Below are 20,451 nucleotides of genomic sequence, written 5' to 3'. Positions count from 1 at the left end.
GAACGGGGGTTCGTTGTGATCGTGGAGTTGTCGGCGTCGGTCGCAAGGGGTGTGGCCGGGTCGTTCCTGAGCAACCTGCTCCGGGATCTTTTGCGGCTGCAGACTGAGCAGGTCAAGCAGCTCGAAGAGTTGAAGCAAGACGTGAAGCGGTTGACGGAAGGGCCGTGGCGTCGTGCTCGCCTGTATATCGAGGACGCGTCTTGTGCTGATGATTCGGAGTGGCTACTGCGTCAGGCCCTCGCGGCATTGATGGAGGCCTACAGCCTGGAGCTGGAGCCGGGGCCTCGGCGTCCGCCCATCGCCGCCGACGTAGCCCTCATCCAGGGGATGCTCGGTGACGTCGTGAATGCGAGGCGGTGGGCTTGGCGGGCCTTTATTGATCAGCGCGAGGTGGTCGGCCTGCAGATCCCCAAGCTTCTGAAGGGCGGCGCCAAAGTCTGGTATCACCACGGAGAGATCTGGATCCTCCGCCGCCAGAGTGATGACCGCGTGCTCTATGAGTTCCAGCCGAACCGGAAGTACCCGCTGGAAGCGGTCTGGCGGCTTGAGGATCATCCAGATGTGGACCTGCACCCCCGAATGAAGACCGTGCTACAGATGGTCGAAGCCGCTGATGACTACCGGCGCGCCTGCGTCGAGCTGCGTGGGGGCCAGTTGCCCGTTGTCTCGCTGCTGGTGGATGACCCTTGGAAGCGGCGGCCAATCGTCGAGTGGGATGGCCATTGGTACATCTAGTGGATCTAGCGTCTGGGGGGCGCTGCGATCGGGCCTACTCGTCCCGGGCCAACCGCGCCCATCTGCGGCGCTGAGGTATCCGGTGCACCATCCCGGAACCGACCGGTCAGGCAGGACATCGCAGACGCCGGGGTGCAGCCGGCGGTCGCCCTCCTGTCTTTGACCGCGAGGACTACAAGGCTCGTCACGCTGTCGAGTGCGGGATCAACCGACTCAAGCGCAACCGGACTACGGCCACGCGGTTCGACAAGCTGGCCGTGCCATACCTGGCGGCCGTCCAGGTCGCAGCGATCAACGAGTGGCTGTAGCCGGCCCCATGCGATGCTGACCTGATCGGTTGCCGGCACAGGGAGAGGACCGTCCGATGGGGGCCAGAGGCTACGGCGTGGTCAGCGAGAACGGTGACCACATTGAGGGTGCCTCCGAGGATGCCTTGTTCGAAATGATCAGCGCGCTCAACGACGCGGACAACACGTTCATCGTCATCGAGCCCGATACGGACGCCCCCACCTGGTTCGCGTCCGTGGCCGTTCTGGATGAGGACGGCTTCGAGATCGTCCGCCGCGACTCCAGCCGTCGTGAGCACACGGTGCACACAGAAACAGACATCGGGCGGATCTCCGCTGACCTCATCGTCTGGCTGGCCTCACGCAACTTTCCCGGGCGGCCAGACAGACGAGACACCAACTCCTGGAACACGCCCTAAGCCTGGGCCCGCGGCCGGGGATGGCCAAGGATGCTACTCGCCAGTAGCATCCGGGGTATGACAGTCGACAGCGCCTCTATGGGCGACATGCTGGCCGCCGCGGTTCCGATGGTGCGCACCCTGAACCTGGAGTTCGTCGAGGTGGCCCCGGAGCGAGCCGTGCTGCGCCTGCCCGATCAGCCCGAGTTCCACAACCACGTCGGTGGCCCGCACGCCGGAGCCATGTTCACGCTGGCCGAATCGGCGAGCGGCGCGATCGTCCTCACGGCCTTCGGCGATCAGCTCTCGCGCGCGGTGCCGCTCGCGGTGCGCGCCGAGATCGCCTATACGAAGCTGGCGATGGGGCCGGTGACGGCGACCGCGGTGCTCGGCCGGCCGGTGTCCGAGGTGGTCGCGGAACTCGACGCGGGTGCCCGCCCCGAGTTCCCCGTGGCGATCACGATCCATCGGGAGGACGGGGCCGTCACGGGGGAGATGACCGTGGTGTGGACGCTGCGGTTGAACGGCTGACCGGATCACCGGGGAGGAAGGGTCTGAGGCCGGGCCCTTCCGGCGCCGACCGACTCCGCGTCGGCAAGTGCGCCGGGTATGTGCCTCTCGATGGCTGGATCGCACACTTGTCGCCCCTTCAACCGGCCTCCACCCTGACCAGCATCGGCTGACGACCACAGGGGGAGGACCGTCCATGTACGGCGCAAGCGACAGGGCAGCGATACAGCAACTCGCAGGCCAGATAAACCGCATTGTCGGGCAGGTGGGCGATATCGCCATCGATATCGCCGCACTCAAGGAACAAGTCGCCGACCAGCGACACGGCGTCGACCAGCCCCGTCAAGACGCCACCGAGGCCATCAACACGCGATCGCCCTCCGGTGAGCGCCTACCTGATGAACACGCCGCACCCCTGGTAGTTGCGGAGGCCGGCGTGCGGCGGCGGCGTCGAGCACCCCGTCAGCGCATGCGGCGCGACGGTCGACCTGACCGGAGCGGCGGCATGACGCAACTCACCTGGCCGCGCGCCGGAATGGCCGGCCTGGGCGCGAGCCTCGTGTCCGGGCTCGCCGCCACCGCGTCTCTTGCCGCGGGTGCGAGCGAGCCCGCGACCATGGCCGCCGCGGTCGGCGCAGGGTTCTGCGTGGGCGTCCACGTGCTCCTCCAGGACGCCAAAGCCAAGCCGCAGGAGGCAGCAAGGTGAATCCGGGGCGGGAGCGGTAGGCCGGGCAGGCCGGAGACCGCCATGAACAACGGCGCTCGGCTCAGCCGGGCATTCCCGGCTCCGCGAGTCCGCTCTCGTACGCGATGATGACCAACTGGGCGCGGTCCCGGGCGTGCAGCTTCGCGAGGAGGCTGCTGACGTGGGTCTTCACGGTCGGCAGGCTGATCACCAGGCGCTCGCCGATCTCCGCGTTCGACAGCCCGTTGGCGATGAGGACGAGCACCTCCTGCTCGCGCGGGGTGAGGCCGACGAGGCGGGGCGCGGGGGCCGGTGCGGCCGTCGACCGGGAGAAGTTCGCGATGAGGCGGCGGGTGACCGTCGGGGCGAGGACGCTCTCGCCGGTGGCGATCACCCGGATCCCGTGCACGAGTTCGGTCGGCGACGCGTCCTTCAGGAGGAAGCCGCTCGCGCCCGCCTGGAGCGCCGGGTACACGTACTCGTCCATGTCGAACATGGTGAGGGCCAGCACCCGCACGCCCGACAGGCTCGCGTCGGCGCAGATCTGCCGGGTGGCCGCGATGCCGTCCATGACGGGCATCCGCAGGTCCATCAGGACGACGTCGGGACGCAGCTCGCGGGCGAGCCGCACCGCCGTGGCGCCGTCACCCGCCTCGCCGACGGCCGCCATGCCGGGTGTCGAGTCGACGAGGACGCGGAAGCTGCCGCGCAGCAGCGCCTGGTCGTCGGCGATCAGCACCCGGACGGCGTCAGTCATGCGAGAACCCTATCCGTCGCCCCGCAGCGTCACCTCGCCCGTGCCGTCGTCCCTGGTCGTCACCGTGGTGCCGTACGCCGCCGAGAGTTCAGCGACATCCGTGAGGATCTCCTTGGCCTCGGCCGGAGCGGCCAGGCGCGGGCGGCCACGGCGGTGCACGGGCGCGCCGAAGCCCAGGTCGACCGGGTGCAGGCGGGCCTCGGCCAGCTCGCCGTCGTCGAAGGTGAGGACGGGGACGAGCGAGCGCCAGTAACGGCGGTGCGGGGCGAACAGACGGCGGCCGTGCCCGCTGAGTTCGTCGAAGTACCGTCCCGGGGTGGGCCGGGAGAGGCCGGGGAGGTTCGCGTAGTCCTCGGCGGGGAGGCGGTCGGCGAGCTCGATCTGGCTGACGATGTTCCCCAGACTGTAGAAGATCGGGCGGCCCCGGTACAGCTCGATGCCGCGCAGGAAGTGCGGGCCGTGCCCGGCGACCAGGTCGGCGCCCGCGTCGATCGCCCGGTGCGCGAACGTACGCAGGAACTCGCCGGGTTCCTCGGGGGTCGGTCCCGGCTCGTGGGAGTGCACGCTGACCAGGACGACGTCGGCGCGGGTGCGCGCCTCGGCGATCCACCGCTCGATGTCGGCGAGGTCCCCCTGATCGCAGGCGGTCGTCATGCCCGACTCGGCCGCCTCCCGGAACCGCGCCCCGTACAGCGTGTACCGGCCGGGTCCCGGCAGCGCCGGATCGATGCCGAGCAGGGTGCGCGCCTCGGCCCGGCGCGCCCGCAGGCCCGTCTCCGCGTCGATCGCGCGCAGCACGTCGAGCTGCGCGGCGGTCACGTCGAGGGTGGCGTTGTGCCGCAGCGGGCTCACGCCGGGGCGGCCGGGCAGGTCGGGCGAGGGCGGGGCCGCCTCCTGGCCGGGCAGGAACGTGGCGCTGCACGCGAGCATGGCGAGGCTGCCGCCGGGCCGGTCGACGTAGACGGGGCGCCGCGCGGCGGTCAGGTCGGCGCCGATCCCGGCGAACGGCAGGCCCCGCGCGGTCAGCAGGCCGACGGTGCCGAGCAGCCCTTCGACGCCCATGTCGAGGGCGTGGTTGTTGGCGCAGCCGAACACGGTGAACCCCGCGTCGGTGAGCTCGTCGAGCACGGCCGCGTCCGCGACGAGGGCGCCGCCGCCCGCCGCGTTGTGGACCGGGTGGCCGCGCCCCGCGCTGGGCACGACCTCCAGATTGGTGAACGCGAAGTCGGCGCCGCGCAACAGCTCCCGCAGCTCCGGCGCGCCCGGCTCGTCGGTGATCGGCGCACCCCTGGTGACCATGGCGTCCCCGGAGAGCGCCACGGTGAGACGGCTCATCGGCGGGCCCGCGCGACGGCGCGGGTGAGTTCCCCGGCGGCGTCCCCGCCGGTGACGTCGATGCGTTCCCCGGCGACCATGACGGTCGGGGTCAGGGACACCTTGCGGGAAGCGGCGACGTCGGACACGTACGTCACCCACGGCTTGTGCGGGGCGTCGCGGACGCAGCGCGCGAAGGAGCCGTCGGTGATCCCCGCGTCCGTGCCCAGCTCGGCGAGCCGGGCATCGCTCAGCCCGGGGCCGCGCTCGGGCGGCTGCTTGTCGAAGAGCACCGCCGTGTACTGCTCGAACCGGCCCGCGTCCGCCGCGCAGGCCGCCGCCGACGCCGCCCGGGTCGAGTAGCCGGCGGGGCTGCTGTAGTCGTCGAGGAACGCGACGGGGTGGTAGACGAGCCGGATGTCCTTCCTCGCCGCCAGGTTCTTCAGGGTGGGGGCGATGGACCGCTCGGTGTTGCGGCACTCGGGGCACAGGTAGTCGAGGTACAGGTCGACGCGGACCGTGCCCCGGGACGCCGTGATCCCCGCCTTGTCGCCGGCCACCCCCGCGGGTGTCCGGTCGGGGGCCTTGCCGGGGTCGGAGCTGTTCGCCCTGACCAGGCCCGCGCCGACGAGCGCGGCGGCGGTGAGGACGACGGCGGCGACGGTCGACACCACGGCGGTGCGCCGCCTGCGCTGCCGCTTGCGGACCATGTCCCGGACGAGAGCGTCCGGATCGGCCGGAGTGTTCGTGGGGGCCGGGGTGTGCGTGGGCTCCATGTGGCTAGTCACCTCTCGCGTCTCTCGCGTCTCGTGCGTCGGGAAGGTCGAGGACCAGGCGGTCCAGGGCGCAGCGCGTGCGCGGTTCACGGACGAGGAGGACGGCCGCGCCGAGCAGGAGCAGATCGCGCGCGATGTCGATGACGTAGCCGCGCTCGGCGCCGTCCGTGAGGGTGCCTCCGCCGCCGAAGCAGCCGCAGTCGATCGACAGGCCGCGCGCCCACACCGAGGCGATGGCCGCGATGTAGACGGCGAGGAGGACGGCCGTGACGGCTGCCGCGGCCCGGGTGGCGAGCCCGGCGACCAGCAGCAGCGCCACCGCGATCTCGACGAACGGCAGCGCGCCGCCGACGAGTTGGGCCGCGCTGCCGCTGACGATCTGGTAGACGGCGACCGAGCGTTCGGCGTTCGCGAGATCCCGGATCTTCACCAGGCCCGCGTAGCCGAGGACGCCGGCGAGGAGCAGCCGCACCGCCGTCCCCGCCCACGGCCGGGCGCCGCGTACCGCCTGCAGCAGCCGCATGCCGGACCTCACTTCGACCGCGAGAACCGGTACGTGGCAGCGCCGAGCGCCAGCGCGACGATCGCCGCGAGGAGCCCCAGCTCGGCGGCGACGGGCGGCTGCCAGTCGCCGATCAGCAGGCGCGTCTGGTCGGAGCTGAGCACGTCGGGCCCCGGCAGGGTCCTGCGGACCGCGTCGACCCCGTACGTCAGGGGGTTGAGCTTGACGACGACGGCGAGCCAGCCGGGCAGGCCGTTCGGCGGGAACATGGCGCCGGAGAAGAACATGAGCGGCATCAGGCTCAGGTTCACCACGACCTGGAACGTGTCGACCTGCCGGATCGTCACCGCGGCCAGCAGGCCGAGGGCCGTGAACAGCAGGGAGACCAGGAAGACCTCGACGAGGACGAGCAGCAGCACGGGCTCGTAGCGGATGCTCGCGATGCCGCCGACGGACAGCACCAACAGGCCGTAGATGCCGCCGGTGGTGGCGCCGCCGAGGGCGAGGCCGAGCACGATGCTGGGGCGCGGGAACGGGGCGACGAGCATCTGTCGCAGCACACCCAGCCTGCGGTCCCAGACGAGCGAGATGCCGACCGCGATGGCCGGTGCCTGCACCGACATGACGAGCACGCCGGGAAACAAGAAGGCCCGGTAGTCGTTGAGTTGGGCCTTGCCGAGATTGCCGGACGCCGCGTCGAGTCCGGTGCCGAGCACGACCAGGAACAGCAGCGGCGTGACCAGGCCCATGGCGAGGCGCACGGGGTTGTGGCGCAGCCGGATCATCTCCCGCCGCCACAGCAGGAGATAGGGGCGCAGGGCGCCGGGCCGCCGCTCGGCGGCGACGGGGGCCCGCGCCTCGACGGGCGCCTGGGCGACGGTGTCGGTGCGGCTCATCGCAGTCCCTCCCCGATCGTGCCGAGCGTGTGCGCGTTCGCCGCGCTCTCCCGGATCTCGGACCCGGTGTGGTGCAGGAAGACGTCGTCGAGGGTGGGCGGCGCGACAGACACCGACCGCACGGTGAGACCGAGGCCCGTACAGAGCCGGGGGACGAGCGCGGCGCCGTTCGCGACCCTCAACAGGAGCCCGTCCGGGGTGAGTTCGGCCGCGAGCCCGAAGCGTTCGGCGAGCGTGTCGACGGCGCGCGCGTCGTCCTCGGTGGAGAGCATCACGAGGTCGGAGCCGATGACGGACTTCAGCTCGGCGGGCGTGCCCTGGGTGATCACCTTGCCGCGGTCGACGATGGCGACCTCGTCGCAGTGCTCGGCCTCCTCCAGCTGGTGCGTGGTGAAGAACAGGGTGATGCCCTGCTCGCGCCGCAGCCGGTCGAGGTGGTCCCAGACGGCGGCGCGGGTCTGCGCGTCCAGGCCCGTCGTCGGTTCGTCGAGGAAGAGGACACGGGGCGCGCCGAGCAGCCCGCGGGCGATCTCCAGACGACGGCGCAGGCCGGTGGAGAACTGGCGCACCGGGACCCGGCTGCGCTCGGAGAGTTCCATCAGGTCGAGCATCGCGGCGATCGCCGTACGGGACTCGTGGCGCGGCAGACCGCACAGATCGGCCTGGAAGCGGAGGTTCTCGGTCGCGGTCAACTCCTGGTCCAGGGTGGACTCCTGGAAGACGATGCCGATCCTGCGGCGCACCTCGGCGGGGTGGGTCGCGACGTCGAAACCGGCCACCTCGGCGCGGCCCGCGGTGGGCTTGAGCAGGGTGGTGAGCATGCTGATGGTGGTCGTCTTGCCGGCGCCGTTGGGGCCGAGGAAGCCGAACGTCGACCCTTCCGGCACGGCCAGTTCGAGCCCGTTCACGGCCGGGTGGGTGCCGTAGTACGCGTAGAGGGCCTCGGCCCTGATCGCGGCGGCCGTCATGCGCGGCTCCCTTCCGGCAGGCGTACGGCGAGGACGGTGCGGAACGCGCTGAGTTCGCCGGGCTCGTCGACGGGACGCCCCTCGACCTCGACCCAGGCGTGCGCGCCGAACGGCTGGGTGCGAAAGCCGGTGCACCAGTCGGCCCAGCGGCCCCTGGCGCGGCACAACAGGACGGTGGCGACGGAGCGTTGGAGGCAGCCGAGGCCGGCGCACCGGGTGCTGACCGAGACGACGGAGCGGCGGGCGCGGGCGACGTCGGCGTACCCGGCGGGCCGGGCGCCCCGGCTCAGCACGCCGAGCACGCGGTGCAGCCGGGCCGGGGGCAGCCGGACCAGCAGGCGGGCGGCGCCGGCCGCGCAGCGGGGCGCGAGCTGGCGGCGCAGGGGGAGGCGGGCCGCGTGTTCGGCGACCGCGGGCGTCGTCACGGGGTGACCTCCAGGAGACGCGCCGCGCTGAGCGAGTCGATGAGCGCCCGTACGTCCTGCCGGGCCCGGTCCTCGGTGACCGGCGCGACCTCGGACATGCTCGCGGCGACCGCGTCCGGGGCGTGCCCGTCGAGCAGTCTGCGCAGCACGGCCGACCCCGAGGCGTTCAACTGCCAGTACCTGCCGTGCCGTCCGTCGAGCAGGACGGCCCCCGACTCGACGTCGGTGAGGGTGACGTCGGGGGCGAGGCTCAGCTTCATCTGCGTACTCCTGTGTCCTGGACATCCGCGTCCCACGGGGCGCTCGTGTGCGTGCGGAGCCAGCTCTCGCACGCCACGGTGGTGTCGATCGGCTGGAGGTGGTGGGACATGGGCCCCGGGTTGAGGACCGCGGCGCGGAACCTCGCCGGGTCGATGAGACCGAGCCCGGCGAGCCGCGAGTCCTCGGCGAGCTCCAGGATCCGGGCCCGGTTGCGGGCCAGGCCCCGGAACGCCTCGGCGCTGAACTCTCCCTTGTCGCGGCGGTCGAGGATGCCGTCGGGCACGGCCCCGCGCACCGCGTCGGTCAGCAGCGGTTTGAACCGGCCGCTCGCCAGGCGCTGATCGACCCGGGTGGCGAGCGCGGCCTCGATGACGCGGTCGTCGAGGAACGGCGCGTCCCACACGATGCCGGTGCCCGCGAGCGCCGTGTTGACCTGGCGGATCGTGGAGCCCTCGAAGACCAGCGAGGCGAGCGCCTGGTGCCGGGCGCGGTCCGCGTCCAGCGGCTCGGGCCGCTCGGCGGCGGCCCGCAGCAGCAACCGCCGCACCTCCGCCACCGCGTCCGGCGTCGCCCAGGCGGGCATCCGGGGCGCGAACACCCAGCCGAAGTCCGGTGTGTCGAGCGGCGGCGGCGGATCGCCGATCCGGGCGGCGACCCGGGCCAGGCCGCGCGGGAACGTCGACCGGTCGGCGAGCGCCCGCACGGTGCCGCCCCACGACCAGCGGTTGGCGAGCCGGTAACGGTTGACCAGGCGCAGGCCGCTGACCGGCCTGGCACGCGCCAACGACCAGGCGGAGGTGGGCATCCGGCCGAACAGCTCGTCACCGCCGAAGCCGCTGAGGTGCAGCGCCGAGCCCTCGCCGCGGGCGCGCCGGGCCAGGTCACGGATGTGGGTGAGTCCTGAGGCCCAGGTGGAGGGGCCCTCGGGGGCGGCGTCCGTGTGGTCGGCGGTGTAGCCGACGTCGAAGAGGTTCTCGGCCCGGTCCGAGGTGAGCGTGTGATGACGGGCCCGCGGCAGCAGGGCGGCCGCCCTGTGCGCCCACGCGGTGTCCTCGTTGGCGCTGTCGAGGGGGGCCACGTGGTACGTGACGAGGTCGGCGCCCGCCGCGTCGGCGAGGAAGCACAGCGAGGTGGAGTCCATGCCGCCGGACAGGTCGGCGCTGATCGTCCGGCCGGTCCTGACCCGGGCGGCGAGCGCGTCGCTCAGGGCCGAGCGGACGGCGCCCGCGCCCTCGGCCAGCGACAGCGTCGGCGCGGGAAGTCGCCACCAACGCACCTGCTCCGCGCGGCCGTCGGCGTCGAGGTGCAGCCAGTGCCCGGTGCGCAGCGCCTCGATGCCGCGGCGGACGGGCCGCTGGGCGAGGGGCCACGGCGCTCCGCCCGGCGCGAGCAGCCGGGCGGCGAGCACGGCCGCGTCGAGCCCGGCGCCGGTGAGCCGTTGGAGCGGTGCGACACCGCTCGCCGCCACGGTGACACCGTCGACGGTGGCCGTGTAGATCTGCCGGACGCCGACGACGGAACCCTGGGCGCGGGTCTGCCCGTCCATCGACACCAGCAGGTGGAAGCCGCCCGCGAGCCGGGCGGCGATCCGGTCCGCGTCGTGCGGGGTGCGCAGCCGGCCGAGCCGGTCGGCCGCGGTGTGTTCGTCGAGGTCGGTGGGCCCGAGGACCACCATCCGGCGCGGCCCGGCCTCGACCAGGACGGCCTCGTCCTCGGGCCAGTCGCCCAGGATCCAGGGCCGCCCCGACGCGTGGTCGATCCGGCGCTTCGCCGGCAGGCCCGACGCGGGCGCGGCGGCGGCCGGGCTGTCCGGCAGCACTACGAATTCCATGTCGCCTCGTTCCCCCGGGCGGTGGCCGGGCGTGCCCCCCCGGCCGCCCCCCCCCCCCCCCCCCCCCCCGCCACCGCAGGTGTTCACCAGAAGCAGACGATGGCGTAGCCACAGCCGGCGAAGTCGTTGCAGCTGCCGACACCGAGGCACTTCGTGAGCTCGTCGAAGTCGCCGACTTCCTGGAGCATGGGGGGCTCGTAGATCTCAACGGACATGGTGTACCTCCCGGTTGGGCCGGTCGTCCGGGCCGACCTGTACGGCCCGGAAGCGACTGACAGGGAGGAAGCTATGGTGCGGCATGTCCCAAAAGCGTGGGACGAGAGCCTCACCCGGGTCCCGTCACGCGTCCCACCGCCGGTGCCGTACGTAGCCGAGGGCGAGCGCCGCCGCGGTCCACACGAGCAGCACGACACAGCCGCGCACCGCGTGATCCGTGTCGACGGTGAGCATCTGGGTGCCCGCCCGGTCGGGGAAGTAGCGGGCGAGTTCCTTGGTCGCCCCGATGACGGAGAGGATCTGGGACCCGGCGAGCACCATCGGCAGCATGATGGCGAGCGGCAGCACGGCGCTGCGCGCGGCGGCGGCCACTCCGGCGGCGAACAGGCTCATCAGTGTCAGGTAGAGCACCGCCCCGGCGAGCGCGCGGGGCACGCCCGCGTCGCCGATGGACGCGCCGTGCGGGCCGAGCGCGGCCTGGGTGACCAGGTACCCGACGACGGTGACGGGGACCGCGACGAGCAGCGCGGCCGCCGCGGTGACGGTGAGCTTCGCGGCGTACAGGAGGCCGCGCCGGGGCACGGCGAGCAGCGAGACGCGCATCATGCCGGAGCCGTACTCGGAGGCGAAGACGAGCACCCCGAACACGATCAGCGCGAGCTGCCCGTACAAGATGCCGTCCAGGCCCGCCTGTTGAGCGGTGAAGCCGTCGCGCAGCATGCCGTTGTCGGACTCGATCGCCGACTTCGCCGACCAGCCGTCGAGGGCGGCGATCGCCACGCTGAGCGGTGCGAACAGGAGCAGCGCGAGGAAGGTGGCGCGGATCGCGCGCACCTTGATGAACTCGGCCCCGACGGCCGCGATCGTCTCAGACACGGGTGCTCCCTTCGGGCTGCTGCCCGTGCTGCTTCCCGACGAGGCCGAGGAAGGTGTCCTCCAACGAGGCGGTGTGCGTGCTGAGTTCGTCGAGGGCGAGGCCGCCCGCGGCGGCGACCTGGCTGACCTCGCCCGCGGTGAGCCCGGACACCTCCAGGCTGCCGTCGGACCCCGCGGCCAAGGAGGCGCCCTTGCGCTCCAACTCCCGGCTCAGCGGCCCGGGTTGCGGAGTGCGGACGCGCACGTACGAGCGTCCGTGGCGCTGGATGAAGTCCTGCATCCCGGTGTCGGCGAGGAGCCGGCCGCGGTCGATGACGACGAGGTGGTCGGCGACCATGGACATCTCCGCCATCAGATGGCTGGAGACGAGGACGGTGCGGCCCTCGGCGGCTCTGCCGCGCAGGAGTTCGCGCAGCCACCGGATGCCCTCCGCGTCCAGGCCGTTGACGGGTTCGTCGAGCATCAGGACAGGCGGGTCGCCGAGCAGCGCGGCGGCGAGCCCGAGCCGCTGCCCCATGCCGAGCGAGAAGGTCCCGACGCGGCGGCGGGCGGCGCCGGTGAGCCCCACCGCGTCCAGCACCTCGTCGACGCGGCGGCGCGGGATCCGGTTGCTCCGGGCCAGCCAGCGCAGATGGTCCACGGCGGTCAGGCTCTTGTGCGGGACCGAGGTCTCCAGGAGGGCGCCCACGTGCCGGGCCGGGTGGCGCAGGTCCTGGTAGGCGTGCCCGCCGATGCGCGCGGAGCCCTCGTCGGGGCGCGTCAGGCCGAGCATCATCCGCAGGGTCGTGGACTTGCCGGCTCCGTTGGGTCCCAGGAACCCCGTGACGGTCCCGGGCCGCACCGTGAAGGTCAGTCCGCCGACGACGGTGTGCTCCCCGTAGCGCTTGGTCAGGTTCAAGGCGTCGATCACACCGCAAGTCTCGCGGCGCGGACGGCGCCCCGCATCGGTCGCGGGACGGGAAGGCGGCGGGGGCTCGGCGCCGCGCACCCATACTTGAGAATGAGGCCGGTTCAGGCCAGCCGTGCCGCGCCGTCAGTAGGGCAGGGTCGCCGCGACCCGGAACCCGCCGCCCTCGCGCGGCCCCGCGGTGAGGCTGCCGCCGTGCGCGGTGGCCCGCTCCCGCATCCCGACCAGGCCGAGACCGCCACCGGGCACGGCGGGCCGATGCGCGGCGCCCGGCGCCGGGCCGTCGTCGTCGACGTCGATCTCCAGCAGACCGTTCCGGGCCGTCACCCGGACCCGGCAGTGGGTCGGCGCCGCGTGCTTCACGGTGTTGGTCAGGGCTTCCTGCACGATCCGGTACGCGGAGGTGGCGACGCCGTCCGGGGGCTGCTGCGGGCAGTGCGTGCTCAAGTCGACGCGGACGCCCCCGGCCTCGGCGGTCGCCACGAGTTCGGGCAGGTCGCCGAGCCCGGCCACGGGCCGCAGGTCGTGGGGTGCGCGGGGGTCGGGCAGGGCGCGGTCGGGGCGGCCGTTCTCGTCCTTGCGCAGCAGCGTCAGCGTGGCCCGCATGTCACGCAGTGCCTTGCGGCTGACGTCCTCGATCACGACGAGCGCGTCCCGCGCCTCGTCGGGGTGGGTGTCGACGACGTGGTTGGCGATGCCCGCCTTGACCGCGATGAGCCCCACGCTGTGCGTGACCACGTCGTGGATGTCGCGGGCGATGCGCAGCCGTTCCTCGACCTTGGCCCGTTCCGCGGTCTGCTCGATGACGCGTCGCAGGCTCTCCCGGCGCTCTCCCACGGCGGCCCCCGCGGCCCAGGTGGCGCCCAGGACCAGCGCCCCGAACACGCCCTGGACGGCGCCGGTTCCGCCCTCGTAGTGGCGGCCGCCGCCCAGGGTCAGCAGGGCGGCGCCGGCCACGCAGACCCCGCCGACCACGACCGCGGAACGGCCGGGCCTGCGCCGGGTCACGGCCACCGGGTAGAGGGCGTAGGCGGCGGCGAGGAAGGGGACCGGGCCGAGCCCGTACGACAGTGCCGCGCAGGCCACGATCAGGACGAACCCGAAGACCGGCAGCGGCCACAGACGCCGGGCGACCAGGGGCAGCGCGGCGGCGAGGGACAGCGGCCAGCCGCCCGCGCCGCCGCCCGCCTCCGCAGCGGGCCGCAGCGGCTCCAGCTGCACGAGCAGCGCGAATCCGAGCGCGGCCGGCACGTCGAGCAGGACCAGGTGCCGGGCACGGATATCGACCACGCGGCTATCGACCATGCGGCGAAAGTATGCGCCCGACCGTGCGTGCGTCCAACGCGCCCTTTTCTGACCGAGAATCACCCATGAACCGCCCTTAACCGGAGGGGAGTCGTCCCATTCGTGGGGCGAACTTGCGTTCCTTTGAATCCCGTCCGCATACTCGACACGCGTAGCGCCATGCTCCCGTTCCCCCACCTCTCTCACCTTCCCCGTGGACGGATGATGACCAGAAGGAGTCTTGTGCAAATTCTCCACGCCCATGTTTCAGGCCACTCGGAGACGAAGGGGGCGCAGGGAGAATGACATCGGCCGGCGCAATCAACCTGCTGATTCGAAGTGAGGATCCGGTCGCGCTCGCCGGCCTTGAGGCCATCGTCGACAAAGACGTGGCGATGACCCTCATATGCCGCCCGGACGGCGGCTCCGGCACCCTTCGATGTCGGCCGGAAACGCTGCCTCAACCCCATGTCATCATCCTCGGAGAGCCGCCGTCGAAGCGTTTCATCTGCGAGAACGTCCAGGAAATCCTTTCCACGTACGGGCGCGCGAAGAGCCGGCCGAAGACTCTCGTCGTCTCTCAGAACGATGACGACGACGTGATAGTGGCCGCTCTGCGCGTCGGCGTCAACGGCTATCTTTCACGCATCGGTTCACCGGAAGAACTCCTCCACTCCATTCGCCTGGTCGCCAAGGGCGGAGCCGCTTTCAGCCCCACGATAGCGGCGAGATTCAGCAGATACTTCTCCACGATGCCGAGTCTTCCCGAGCTGACCGGATTCGCCGATCTGACGGCCCGTGAAATGGAAATCCTCGAACTGCTCGCGGACGGCCTGGGGAACCAGCAGATAGCCCGCCGCCTCTTCCTCGCCGAGAAAACGGTCCGGAACTACGTCACCCGCATCTTCGCCAAGCTGGAAGTCCACGACCGCGCCTCGGCGGCGGTCCGCGCCCGCGACGCGGGGCTCGGGGGCCAGGCGGAGACGCTGCTCGGCCAACACGTCTGAGGGCCGGTCCCCGGCCATGTGCTCGCACACCAGGAGGCATTGCATGACGTACCCGCGACTGCGCACCCCGGCGCAGGAGTTGGCCGACGCGAAGGAACGTCTCGGCATCCCGAAGATCGTCGCCCTCTGCGGCTCCACCCGCTTCATGGACGAGATGACCGGGGAGGACCTCAGGCTGACGTGGGCCGGTCACATCGTCGTCAAGCCCGGCTGCGACACGAAGACCGCCGGCTCGCTGTGGGCCGACGAAGCCGAGGCCCGGGCCGGAAAGGCACGTCTCGACGAGCTGCACCGCGCGAAGATCCGGCTCGCCGACGAGGTCCTCGTCGTCGGCCACTACGTCGGCACGTCGACCACCGCCGAGATCGCCTACGCCCGCGAACTCGGCAAGCCCGTCACGTTCACCCACCCCGAGGCCGACCCCCTGCACGCGCACTCCTGAGGGGGGTGCCCGCGTGACCCGACCCCAGCTCTGAGCCGACGGGGTCACCGCGAGTCGCGCCCCCGCCTCGTCGGTTCACGGCGATCACCGATGCACGGTGCGGGACGGGGCCGCGTCATAAGGAGCGGCACAAACAGTGTCACAGGGAGCAGGTAGGCTGCCCGGCGTGCGTGGCAAGAGGGGAGCGCGCACGCCGGGTACACCACTTGCTGGGACTTACGGGAGGCGGCTGCTTTGCACATTCAGGAGTGGCTCGACACGATTCCGGCCGTTGCGATCTACGCCCTGGTGGCGGGCGTCATCGGCCTGGAGAGCCTCGGTATCCCGCTGCCCGGTGAGATCGTGCTGGTCTCCGCCGCGCTGCTGTCCTCGCAGCACGGTGACATCAACCCGATCGTGCTCGGCGTCTGCGCCACGGCCGGCGCCGTCGTCGGCGACTCCATCGGGTACGCGATCGGGCGCAAGGGCGGACGGCCGCTGCTCGCGAAACTGGGTGCCAAGTTCCCCCGGCACTTCGGGCCCGCGCACGTCGCCACCGCCGAGCGGTCCTTCGAGAAGTGGGGCATGTGGGCCGTCTTCTTCGGCCGGTTCATCGCGCTGCTGCGGATCTTCGCCGGTCCGCTCGCCGGTGTGCTGCACATGCCGTACTGGAAGTTCCTCATCGCCAACTTCCTCGGCGGTGTGGCCTGGGCCGGTGGCACGACCGCCGTCATCTACTACGTGGGCGTGGTCGCCGAGGACTGGCTGAAGCGGTTCTCGTACGTGGGGCTCGGGGCCGCGGTGCTCGTCGGGGTCGCCTCGATGCTCATCGTGAAGCGGCGGGCCACCAAGGCTGCCGCCAAGCACGAGGCCGCAGCGGCCGCCGAGTCGTCGGAGGCCGTGGTCGCCGCCGAGTGATCTCGGCTGCGGGGCGGTGGGGGCCGATGTTCCCGGAGGTCGCCCCCTCCTCCCCGTGGTGGGTCGCTCGCGCCTTCCTCGCGCCCCTTACGGGGCGCTTTTCTTGTGGGCCTTGGCGAGTTCCACGTAGTGGGTGCCGTTCAGGGTGACGCCCTCGCGCTCCTCCTGCGTGAGTACGCGCTTCACCTTCGCGGGCACGCCCGCCACCAGGGAACCGGGCGGGACCACCATGCCCTGCGGGACCAGCGCCTGCGCCGCGACCAGGGAACCCGTGCCGATCACCGCGCCGTTGAGGACCGTCGCGCCCATGCCGATCAGGCAGTCGTCCTCGACGGTGCAGCCGTGCAGGACCGCGTTGTGCCCCACCGAGACGCGCGCGCCGACCGTCACCGGGAAACCGGGGTCGACATGGACCGTGCAGTTGTCCTGGATGTTGCTGTCGGCGCCGAGCACGATCGGCTCGAACTCCGCGCGCAGCACCGCGCCGTACCAGACGCTGGCGCCCGCGTGCAGGGTCACGTCGCCGATCAGCGCCGACGTCGGCGCCGCGAACGCGTCCTGGTCCAGCTTCGGTTCCTTGTCGCCGAACCCGGTGACGAGTGGCTCGTGTGCCATGCGTGCTCCTGACTCTCGTCCTGACTCTCCGTTGCTGAGCGAACCGTACCCGGGGCCCTGTGGGGCACAGATCACAGGGCGGTGAGGTGGGGGACGACGGTACGGGTGAGTAACGTAGCGGCGTGCCGAACAAATGGAACGCGTTCTCGTCCGGGGGAGGGCTCGCCCATCGTGCCGTCCAGGCCGGGTGGCGGTGGATGCAGCGCAAGGGCGCGGTCACGGCCGCGCAGCCCGGCGGACACCGGTTCGGCGCGATCGGCCACGGCACCAAGCTCGCCTTCCCGCAGGGCACCCTGTTCGGGGAGCCGTGGATCCGGCTCGGCGCGCACTGCATCATCGGCGAACAGGTCACGCTGACCGCCGGCATGATGCCCGATCTCGACCTCGGCCCCGACCCGATCCTCACCATCGGCGACGGTGTCGTCATCGGCCGCGGCAGTCATGTCATCGCCGACACCACCGTGACCGTCGGGCGAGACGTCTACATGGGCCCGTACGTCTACATCACCTCCACCAATCACTCCTACGACGATCCGCACGAGCCCATCGGCAAGCAGTGGCCGCGGATGGAGCCGGTGGAGATCGGGCCCGGCTGCTGGATCGGGACCAACGCCGTGATCCTGCCGGGTGCCCGGATCGGGCGGAACGTCGTCGTCGCGGCGGGCGCCGTCGTGCGCGGCGAGATCCCCGACCACGCGGTGGTCGCCGGGGCGCCGGCCCGGGTCGTGCGCACCTGGGACGAGGAGACGGGCTGGCAGCCGCCGCTGCGCACGCCCGCGCCCCAGCCGATACCCGCCGACGTCACCCCGGAACAGCTCCTCGCCCTCGCGGACCTGGATCTGGAGGACCTGGATCTCGAGGACAGCGCCTAGGCGGGCCGTAGTGCGCGCGCCGCGGCCGTGCGGACCGCGTCCGCCACCGCCGCGAGCGCCGGCGAGTCCAGTTTCCACTGCTGCCAGTGCAGTGGGACGTCGACCGGGCGGTCCGGGGCGAGCTGCACCAGGCGGCCCGAGCGCAGCAGCGGTGCGGCCTGGAGTTCGGGAATCATGCCCCAGCCGAGGCCCAGCGCGACGGACTCGACGAACCCCTCCGACGTGGGCACCGCGTGCCGGACGGCGCTCGCCGCGCCGCGGTCCCGGCGCAGGGTGCGGACGAAAGCGTCCTGGTGGTCGTCGCTGCGGTCGAAGGTCATCACCGGTGCCCGCGGCAGGGTCTCGGCGAGCGGTCCTTGCAGGTGCCGGTCGACGAAGTCGGGGCTCGCCGCCGCCAGATAGCGCATGCGGCCCAGGGCGCGGACCGAACAGCCCGACACCGGCTCGGGCGACGAGGTCACCGCGGCCATCACCCGGCCCTCGCGCAGCAGCTCCGCGGTGTTCGTCTCGTCCTCGCGGTGCAGCTCGAAGCAGACGTGCGCGTCCCGGTCGACCCGGGTGAACGCGTCCAGGAACCAGGTGGCGAGCGAGTCCGCGTTGACCGCGACCGACACCCGGGTCGGCCCCTGCTCCCCGGTGCTCAGCCCCAGCTCGGCGTACGCGTCACGTTCGAGCCGGGCGAGCTGACGCGCGTACCGGACGACGACCTCGCCGGACTCGGTGGGCCGCACCGGTTTCGTGCGCACGAGCAGCACGCGGCCGGTGCGCTGCTCCAGGGCCTTCACCCGCTGACTGACCGCCGACGGCGTCACGTGCAGCGCGGCCGCCGCGGCGTCGAACGTGCCCTCGTCGACCACCGCGAGCAGCGTCCTGACCTGGTCGAGCGGCAGTTCCGGTACCTTCACGGGCGCTAATGATACGTAAGAATCTTTAGCTGTACGGGCAGTGATCGACTCCGTAGCGTCGACGGCATGAACGCTTCACTCGCCGCCGCAGCCGCGGGATTCGGCACCGGCCTCTCGCTCATCGTCGCCATCGGAGCCCAGAACGCCTTCGTGCTGCGCCAGGGCGTCCGGCGCGACGCCGTGCTCGCCGTCGTCGGCATCTGCGCGGTCTCCGACGCGGTGCTCATCGCGCTGGGCGTGGGCGGCATGGGGGCGATCGTGATCACGTACCCCGAGGTACTGACCGCCGTCGGCTGGATCGGGGGAGCGTTCCTGCTCGCGTACGGGGCGTTCGCCGCGCGCCGGGTGTTCAGGCCGGCCGGAGCGCTGCGGGCCGAGGGCGAGGCGGCCGGGTCGCGGAAGCGGGCGGTGCTCACCTGCCTCGCGATGACCTGGCTCAACCCGCACGTCTACCTCGACACCGTGTTCCTGCTCGGCTCGGTCGCGGCGGGCCAGGGCTCGCTGCGCTGGACCTTCGGCATCGGCGCGGCCCTCGCCAGCCTCTGCTGGTTCGCCGCGCTCGGCTTCGGCTCCCGGCTGCTCAGCCGCTTCCTCGCTAAGCCGGCTGCCTGGCGGGTCCTGGACGGACTGGTCGCCGCCACCATGGTCGCGATGGGGGGCATGCTGATCGCCGGAAGCTGACAGGCCCTGTTCCGACGCTCGGGGCCGCCTGCGATAGTGAGCCTGCAAGTAATAGGTGTAGCTGACAAGCAGGGTGTACGTGGACACGAGCGAGAGCACCACCGGTACGGACTCCGAGCCGGCGGCGGCCCCTGAGCCGCGGCGCGGCTGGCGCCGCTTCGCCATGGACACCCGGCCGCTGCGCATCCCCGCGTACCGCCGGCTGTGGTCCTCGACGATCGTCACGGCCGTGGGCAGTCAGCTCACGGCCGTCGCCGTGCCCAAGCAGATCTACGACATCACGGGCTCGTCCGCGTGGGTCGGCGCGGCCGGCCTCGCCGGGCTCGTCCCGCTGATCGTGTTCGCCCTGTGGGGCGGCGCCGTCGCGGACAGCGTCGACCGGCGCAAGCTGCTCCTCGTCACCAACTCCGGCATCGCCGTCACCTCCGTGCTGTTCTGGCTGCAAGCCGTCAGCGGACTCGACTCGGTCGCCGTGCTCATGGTGCTGCTCGCGATGCAGCAGGCGTTCTGGGGGCTCAACGCCCCGGCCCGCAACGCCTCCATCGCCCGGCTCGTGCCCGAGAGCCAGCTGCCCGCGGCCAACGCCCTCGGCTCCACCGTCATGCAGACGGGTCAGGTCGTCGGGCCGCTGCTCGCCGGTGTCCTGATACCCGTCATCGGGCTGCCCGAGCTGTATCTCATCGACGCCCTCGCGCTGTGCGTCACGGTCTGGGCCGTGTACCGGCTGCCCGCGCTGCCGCCGCTCGCCTCCGCGGTCAAGCGGCGGGCCGGGGTGCGCGAGATCGCCGAGGGCTTCCGCTACATCTCCGCGCACAAGGTGCTGCTGCTGTCCTTCCTCGCCGACATCGTCGCGATGGTGTTCGGCATGCCGCGCGCGCTGTTCCCGCAGCTCGCCGCCGAGACCTACGGCTCGTACGGGGAAGGGCTCGCTCTGGGGCTGCTGTTCGCGGCGATTCCGATCGGGGCGGTGGCCGGCGGGCTGTTCTCCGGCACGTTCTCGCGGGCCAAGCGGCACGGGTGGATGGTGATCGGCGCGGTCGTGGCGTGGGGCGCGGCCATCGCCGGGTTCGGGCTCAGCGGCAGCCTCTGGCTCGGCGTGTTCTTCCTGGCGCTCGCCGGGGTCGCCGACATGGTCTCCATGGTCTTCCGCGGGGCGATCCTGCTGTCCGCGGCCACCGACGAGATGCGCGGGCGCATGCAGGGCGTCTTCACGGTGGTCGTCGCGGGCGGGCCCCGGCTCGCCGATGTCCTGCACGGTTCGGCCGGCTCGGCGTTCGGCGCGCGCCAGGCGGTGACCGGGGGCGGGGTGCTGGTCGTCGTGGTGATGCTCTGCCTCGCCTTCGCGGTGCCGGCGCTCCGCAGGTACCGGGTCTGAGGCGGGCCGGGGTCTTCCCCGCGCCCCTC

General features: G+C 72.2%; 26 protein-coding genes and 1 pseudogene. 11 read left to right on the top strand and 16 right to left on the bottom strand.

The window, feature by feature from the left end; genetic code table 11:
• The first annotated feature begins 15 nt into the window (after window positions 1–15).
• The 4 genes and pseudogenes from J3486_RS39225 to J3486_RS39210 all read left to right on the top strand — a co-directional run bounded on the left by J3486_RS39225 (window position 16) and on the right by J3486_RS39210 (window position 1,951).
• Entirely contained in the window at window positions 16–735 is a 720-nt protein-coding gene (locus tag J3486_RS39225) for a hypothetical protein (protein WP_207828777.1), read from the top strand.
• Between the two features lie 26 nt (window positions 736–761).
• A pseudogene (locus J3486_RS39220) lies at window positions 762–1,043 on the top strand (IS5/IS1182 family transposase); the annotation flags it as partial.
• 56 nt (window positions 1,044–1,099) lie between these two features.
• The gene (locus tag J3486_RS39215; protein ID WP_207828775.1) at window positions 1,100–1,441 is read left to right on the top strand and encodes a hypothetical protein; all 342 of its coding nucleotides are present in this window, start codon (window positions 1,100–1,102) and stop codon (window positions 1,439–1,441) included.
• Window positions 1,442–1,498: 57 nt separating this feature from the next.
• On the top strand, window positions 1,499–1,951 hold the full coding sequence (locus tag J3486_RS39210) for a DUF4442 domain-containing protein (protein ID WP_207828773.1): 453 nt from the start codon (window positions 1,499–1,501) through the stop codon (window positions 1,949–1,951).
• Between the two features lie 118 nt (window positions 1,952–2,069).
• Here the strand turns inward: J3486_RS39210 and J3486_RS39205 are convergent, their stop codons facing one another.
• Window positions 2,070–2,276 (bottom strand): hypothetical protein, encoded by a 207-nt coding sequence (locus J3486_RS39205; RefSeq protein ID WP_207828772.1) that lies wholly within the window; start codon window positions 2,274–2,276, stop codon window positions 2,070–2,072.
• 159 nt (window positions 2,277–2,435) lie between these two features.
• Between J3486_RS39205 and J3486_RS39200 the strand changes: the two genes are divergently transcribed.
• Window positions 2,436–2,636 carry a hypothetical protein gene (locus tag J3486_RS39200; protein ID WP_207828771.1) on the top strand — a complete coding sequence of 67 codons (201 nt, stop codon included), beginning with the start codon at window positions 2,436–2,438 and terminating at the stop codon, window positions 2,634–2,636.
• Between the two features lie 61 nt (window positions 2,637–2,697).
• Here J3486_RS39200 and J3486_RS39195 read toward each other — a convergent pair whose 3' ends face one another.
• From J3486_RS39195 to J3486_RS39135, 13 genes are all read right to left on the bottom strand, one after another.
• The gene (locus tag J3486_RS39195) at window positions 2,698–3,372 is read right to left on the bottom strand and encodes a response regulator transcription factor (protein WP_207828770.1); all 675 of its coding nucleotides are present in this window, start codon (window positions 3,370–3,372) and stop codon (window positions 2,698–2,700) included.
• Between the two features lie 9 nt (window positions 3,373–3,381).
• A complete protein-coding gene (gene mslH / locus J3486_RS39190; protein WP_207828769.1) occupies window positions 3,382–4,707 on the bottom strand; it encodes a lasso peptide C-terminal Trp epimerase in 1,326 nt (441 codons plus the stop codon).
• On the bottom strand, window positions 4,704–5,462 hold the full coding sequence (locus tag J3486_RS39185) for a thioredoxin domain-containing protein (protein ID WP_207828768.1): 759 nt from the start codon (window positions 5,460–5,462) through the stop codon (window positions 4,704–4,706). Before J3486_RS39185 ends, mslH begins: the two co-directional genes overlap by 4 nt.
• Window positions 5,463–5,466: 4 nt before the next feature.
• A complete protein-coding gene (locus tag J3486_RS39180) occupies window positions 5,467–5,985 on the bottom strand; it encodes a MauE/DoxX family redox-associated membrane protein (RefSeq protein ID WP_207828767.1) in 519 nt (172 codons plus the stop codon).
• Window positions 5,986–5,993: 8 nt separating this feature from the next.
• A complete protein-coding gene (locus tag J3486_RS39175; protein WP_207828766.1) occupies window positions 5,994–6,860 on the bottom strand; it encodes an ABC transporter permease in 867 nt (288 codons plus the stop codon).
• Window positions 6,857–7,828, bottom strand: a complete 972-nt coding sequence (locus J3486_RS39170) for an ATP-binding cassette domain-containing protein (protein WP_207828764.1) — start codon at window positions 7,826–7,828, stop codon at window positions 6,857–6,859. Before J3486_RS39170 ends, J3486_RS39175 begins: the two co-directional genes overlap by 4 nt.
• Window positions 7,825–8,253 (bottom strand): lasso peptide biosynthesis B2 protein, encoded by a 429-nt coding sequence (locus J3486_RS39165; protein WP_207828761.1) that lies wholly within the window; start codon window positions 8,251–8,253, stop codon window positions 7,825–7,827. The genes J3486_RS39170 and J3486_RS39165 overlap by 4 nt, the downstream gene beginning before the upstream one ends.
• Window positions 8,250–8,513: a lasso peptide biosynthesis PqqD family chaperone gene (locus J3486_RS39160; RefSeq protein WP_207828760.1), complete on the bottom strand. Its 264-nt coding sequence runs from the start codon at window positions 8,511–8,513 to the stop codon at window positions 8,250–8,252. The genes J3486_RS39165 and J3486_RS39160 overlap by 4 nt, the downstream gene beginning before the upstream one ends.
• Window positions 8,510–10,345 carry a lasso peptide isopeptide bond-forming cyclase gene (locus J3486_RS39155; protein WP_207828758.1) on the bottom strand — a complete coding sequence of 612 codons (1,836 nt, stop codon included), beginning with the start codon at window positions 10,343–10,345 and terminating at the stop codon, window positions 8,510–8,512. Before J3486_RS39155 ends, J3486_RS39160 begins: the two co-directional genes overlap by 4 nt.
• A gap of 83 nt (window positions 10,346–10,428) precedes the next feature.
• On the bottom strand, window positions 10,429–10,560 hold the full coding sequence (locus J3486_RS39150; protein ID WP_207828757.1) for an aborycin family tricyclic lasso peptide: 132 nt from the start codon (window positions 10,558–10,560) through the stop codon (window positions 10,429–10,431).
• A gap of 124 nt (window positions 10,561–10,684) precedes the next feature.
• The gene (locus J3486_RS39145) at window positions 10,685–11,437 is read right to left on the bottom strand and encodes an ABC transporter permease (protein WP_207828756.1); all 753 of its coding nucleotides are present in this window, start codon (window positions 11,435–11,437) and stop codon (window positions 10,685–10,687) included.
• Window positions 11,430–12,347 (bottom strand): ABC transporter ATP-binding protein, encoded by a 918-nt coding sequence (locus J3486_RS39140; protein WP_207828755.1) that lies wholly within the window; start codon window positions 12,345–12,347, stop codon window positions 11,430–11,432. Before J3486_RS39140 ends, J3486_RS39145 begins: the two co-directional genes overlap by 8 nt.
• A 123-nt stretch (window positions 12,348–12,470) precedes the next feature.
• Complete coding sequence (locus J3486_RS39135) at window positions 12,471–13,649, bottom strand: sensor histidine kinase (protein ID WP_207828754.1); 1,179 nt, start codon at window positions 13,647–13,649, stop codon at window positions 12,471–12,473.
• Window positions 13,650–13,930: 281 nt separating this feature from the next.
• Here J3486_RS39135 and J3486_RS39130 point away from each other — a divergent pair, with 281 nt between their 5' ends.
• The 3 genes from J3486_RS39130 (at window position 13,931) to J3486_RS39120 (ending at window position 15,974) form a co-directional block, all read left to right on the top strand.
• Window positions 13,931–14,635, top strand: coding sequence for a response regulator transcription factor (locus J3486_RS39130; RefSeq protein ID WP_207828753.1), 705 nt, complete (start codon window positions 13,931–13,933; stop codon window positions 14,633–14,635).
• 43 nt (window positions 14,636–14,678) lie between these two features.
• Window positions 14,679–15,077 carry a hypothetical protein gene (locus tag J3486_RS39125; protein WP_207828752.1) on the top strand — a complete coding sequence of 133 codons (399 nt, stop codon included), beginning with the start codon at window positions 14,679–14,681 and terminating at the stop codon, window positions 15,075–15,077.
• Between the two features lie 234 nt (window positions 15,078–15,311).
• The gene (locus J3486_RS39120; RefSeq protein WP_207828750.1) at window positions 15,312–15,974 is read left to right on the top strand and encodes a DedA family protein; all 663 of its coding nucleotides are present in this window, start codon (window positions 15,312–15,314) and stop codon (window positions 15,972–15,974) included.
• An 87-nt stretch (window positions 15,975–16,061) separates the two neighbouring features.
• Here the strand turns inward: J3486_RS39120 and J3486_RS39115 are convergent, their stop codons facing one another.
• Window positions 16,062–16,589, bottom strand: coding sequence for a gamma carbonic anhydrase family protein (locus J3486_RS39115; protein ID WP_207828749.1), 528 nt, complete (start codon window positions 16,587–16,589; stop codon window positions 16,062–16,064).
• Between the two features lie 122 nt (window positions 16,590–16,711).
• Between J3486_RS39115 and J3486_RS39110 the strand changes: the two genes are divergently transcribed.
• The gene (locus tag J3486_RS39110; RefSeq protein ID WP_207828747.1) at window positions 16,712–17,461 is read left to right on the top strand and encodes an acyltransferase; all 750 of its coding nucleotides are present in this window, start codon (window positions 16,712–16,714) and stop codon (window positions 17,459–17,461) included.
• On the opposite strand, the gene J3486_RS39105 is transcribed toward J3486_RS39110, so the two are convergent.
• Window positions 17,458–18,366 (bottom strand): LysR family transcriptional regulator ArgP, encoded by a 909-nt coding sequence (locus J3486_RS39105; RefSeq protein WP_207828745.1) that lies wholly within the window; start codon window positions 18,364–18,366, stop codon window positions 17,458–17,460. The two genes, J3486_RS39110 and J3486_RS39105, sit on opposite strands and share 4 nt — an antisense overlap.
• A 66-nt stretch (window positions 18,367–18,432) precedes the next feature.
• On the opposite strand from J3486_RS39105, the gene J3486_RS39100 reads away from it, so the two are divergent.
• Together J3486_RS39100 and J3486_RS39095 are read left to right on the top strand one after the other, a co-directional pair.
• Window positions 18,433–19,047, top strand: a complete 615-nt coding sequence (locus tag J3486_RS39100; protein WP_207828743.1) for a LysE/ArgO family amino acid transporter — start codon at window positions 18,433–18,435, stop codon at window positions 19,045–19,047.
• A 79-nt stretch (window positions 19,048–19,126) separates the two neighbouring features.
• On the top strand, window positions 19,127–20,422 hold the full coding sequence (locus J3486_RS39095) for an MFS transporter (RefSeq protein WP_207828742.1): 1,296 nt from the start codon (window positions 19,127–19,129) through the stop codon (window positions 20,420–20,422).
• Window positions 20,423–20,451: the final 29 nt, after the last annotated feature.

The organism is Streptomyces sp. VRA16 Mangrove soil (assembly GCF_017377775.1).
In the GTDB taxonomy this organism is placed as follows: domain Bacteria; phylum Actinomycetota; class Actinomycetes; order Streptomycetales; family Streptomycetaceae; genus Streptomyces.
The sequence above is the reverse complement of the archived record's forward strand: the minus strand, read 5'-3'. Positions and strand labels throughout refer to the sequence as shown.

Coding starts and splice junctions, on each gene's coding strand:
- J3486_RS39180 (WP_207828767.1), bottom strand. CDS start 5,985: ATGCGGCTGCTGCAGGCGGTACGCGGCGCCCGGCCGTGGGCGGGGACG.
- J3486_RS39175 (WP_207828766.1), bottom strand. CDS start 6,860: ATGAGCCGCACCGACACCGTCGCCCAGGCGCCCGTCGAGGCGCGGGCC.
- J3486_RS39170 (WP_207828764.1), bottom strand. CDS start 7,828: ATGACGGCCGCCGCGATCAGGGCCGAGGCCCTCTACGCGTACTACGGC.
- J3486_RS39160 (WP_207828760.1), bottom strand. CDS start 8,513: ATGAAGCTGAGCCTCGCCCCCGACGTCACCCTCACCGACGTCGAGTCG.
- J3486_RS39135 (WP_207828754.1), bottom strand. CDS start 13,649: ATGGTCGATAGCCGCGTGGTCGATATCCGTGCCCGGCACCTGGTCCTG.
- J3486_RS39210 (WP_207828773.1), top strand. CDS start 1,499: ATGACAGTCGACAGCGCCTCTATGGGCGACATGCTGGCCGCCGCGGTT.
- J3486_RS39100 (WP_207828743.1), top strand. CDS start 18,433: ATGAACGCTTCACTCGCCGCCGCAGCCGCGGGATTCGGCACCGGCCTC.
- J3486_RS39150 (WP_207828757.1), bottom strand. CDS start 10,560: ATGTCCGTTGAGATCTACGAGCCCCCCATGCTCCAGGAAGTCGGCGAC.
- J3486_RS39130 (WP_207828753.1), top strand. CDS start 13,931: ATGACATCGGCCGGCGCAATCAACCTGCTGATTCGAAGTGAGGATCCG.
- J3486_RS39125 (WP_207828752.1), top strand. CDS start 14,679: ATGACGTACCCGCGACTGCGCACCCCGGCGCAGGAGTTGGCCGACGCG.
- J3486_RS39155 (WP_207828758.1), bottom strand. CDS start 10,345: ATGGAATTCGTAGTGCTGCCGGACAGCCCGGCCGCCGCCGCGCCCGCG.
- J3486_RS39195 (WP_207828770.1), bottom strand. CDS start 3,372: ATGACTGACGCCGTCCGGGTGCTGATCGCCGACGACCAGGCGCTGCTG.
- J3486_RS39215 (WP_207828775.1), top strand. CDS start 1,100: ATGGGGGCCAGAGGCTACGGCGTGGTCAGCGAGAACGGTGACCACATT.
- mslH (WP_207828769.1), bottom strand. CDS start 4,707: ATGAGCCGTCTCACCGTGGCGCTCTCCGGGGACGCCATGGTCACCAGG.
- J3486_RS39115 (WP_207828749.1), bottom strand. CDS start 16,589: ATGGCACACGAGCCACTCGTCACCGGGTTCGGCGACAAGGAACCGAAG.
- J3486_RS39185 (WP_207828768.1), bottom strand. CDS start 5,462: ATGGAGCCCACGCACACCCCGGCCCCCACGAACACTCCGGCCGATCCG.
- J3486_RS39200 (WP_207828771.1), top strand. CDS start 2,436: ATGACGCAACTCACCTGGCCGCGCGCCGGAATGGCCGGCCTGGGCGCG.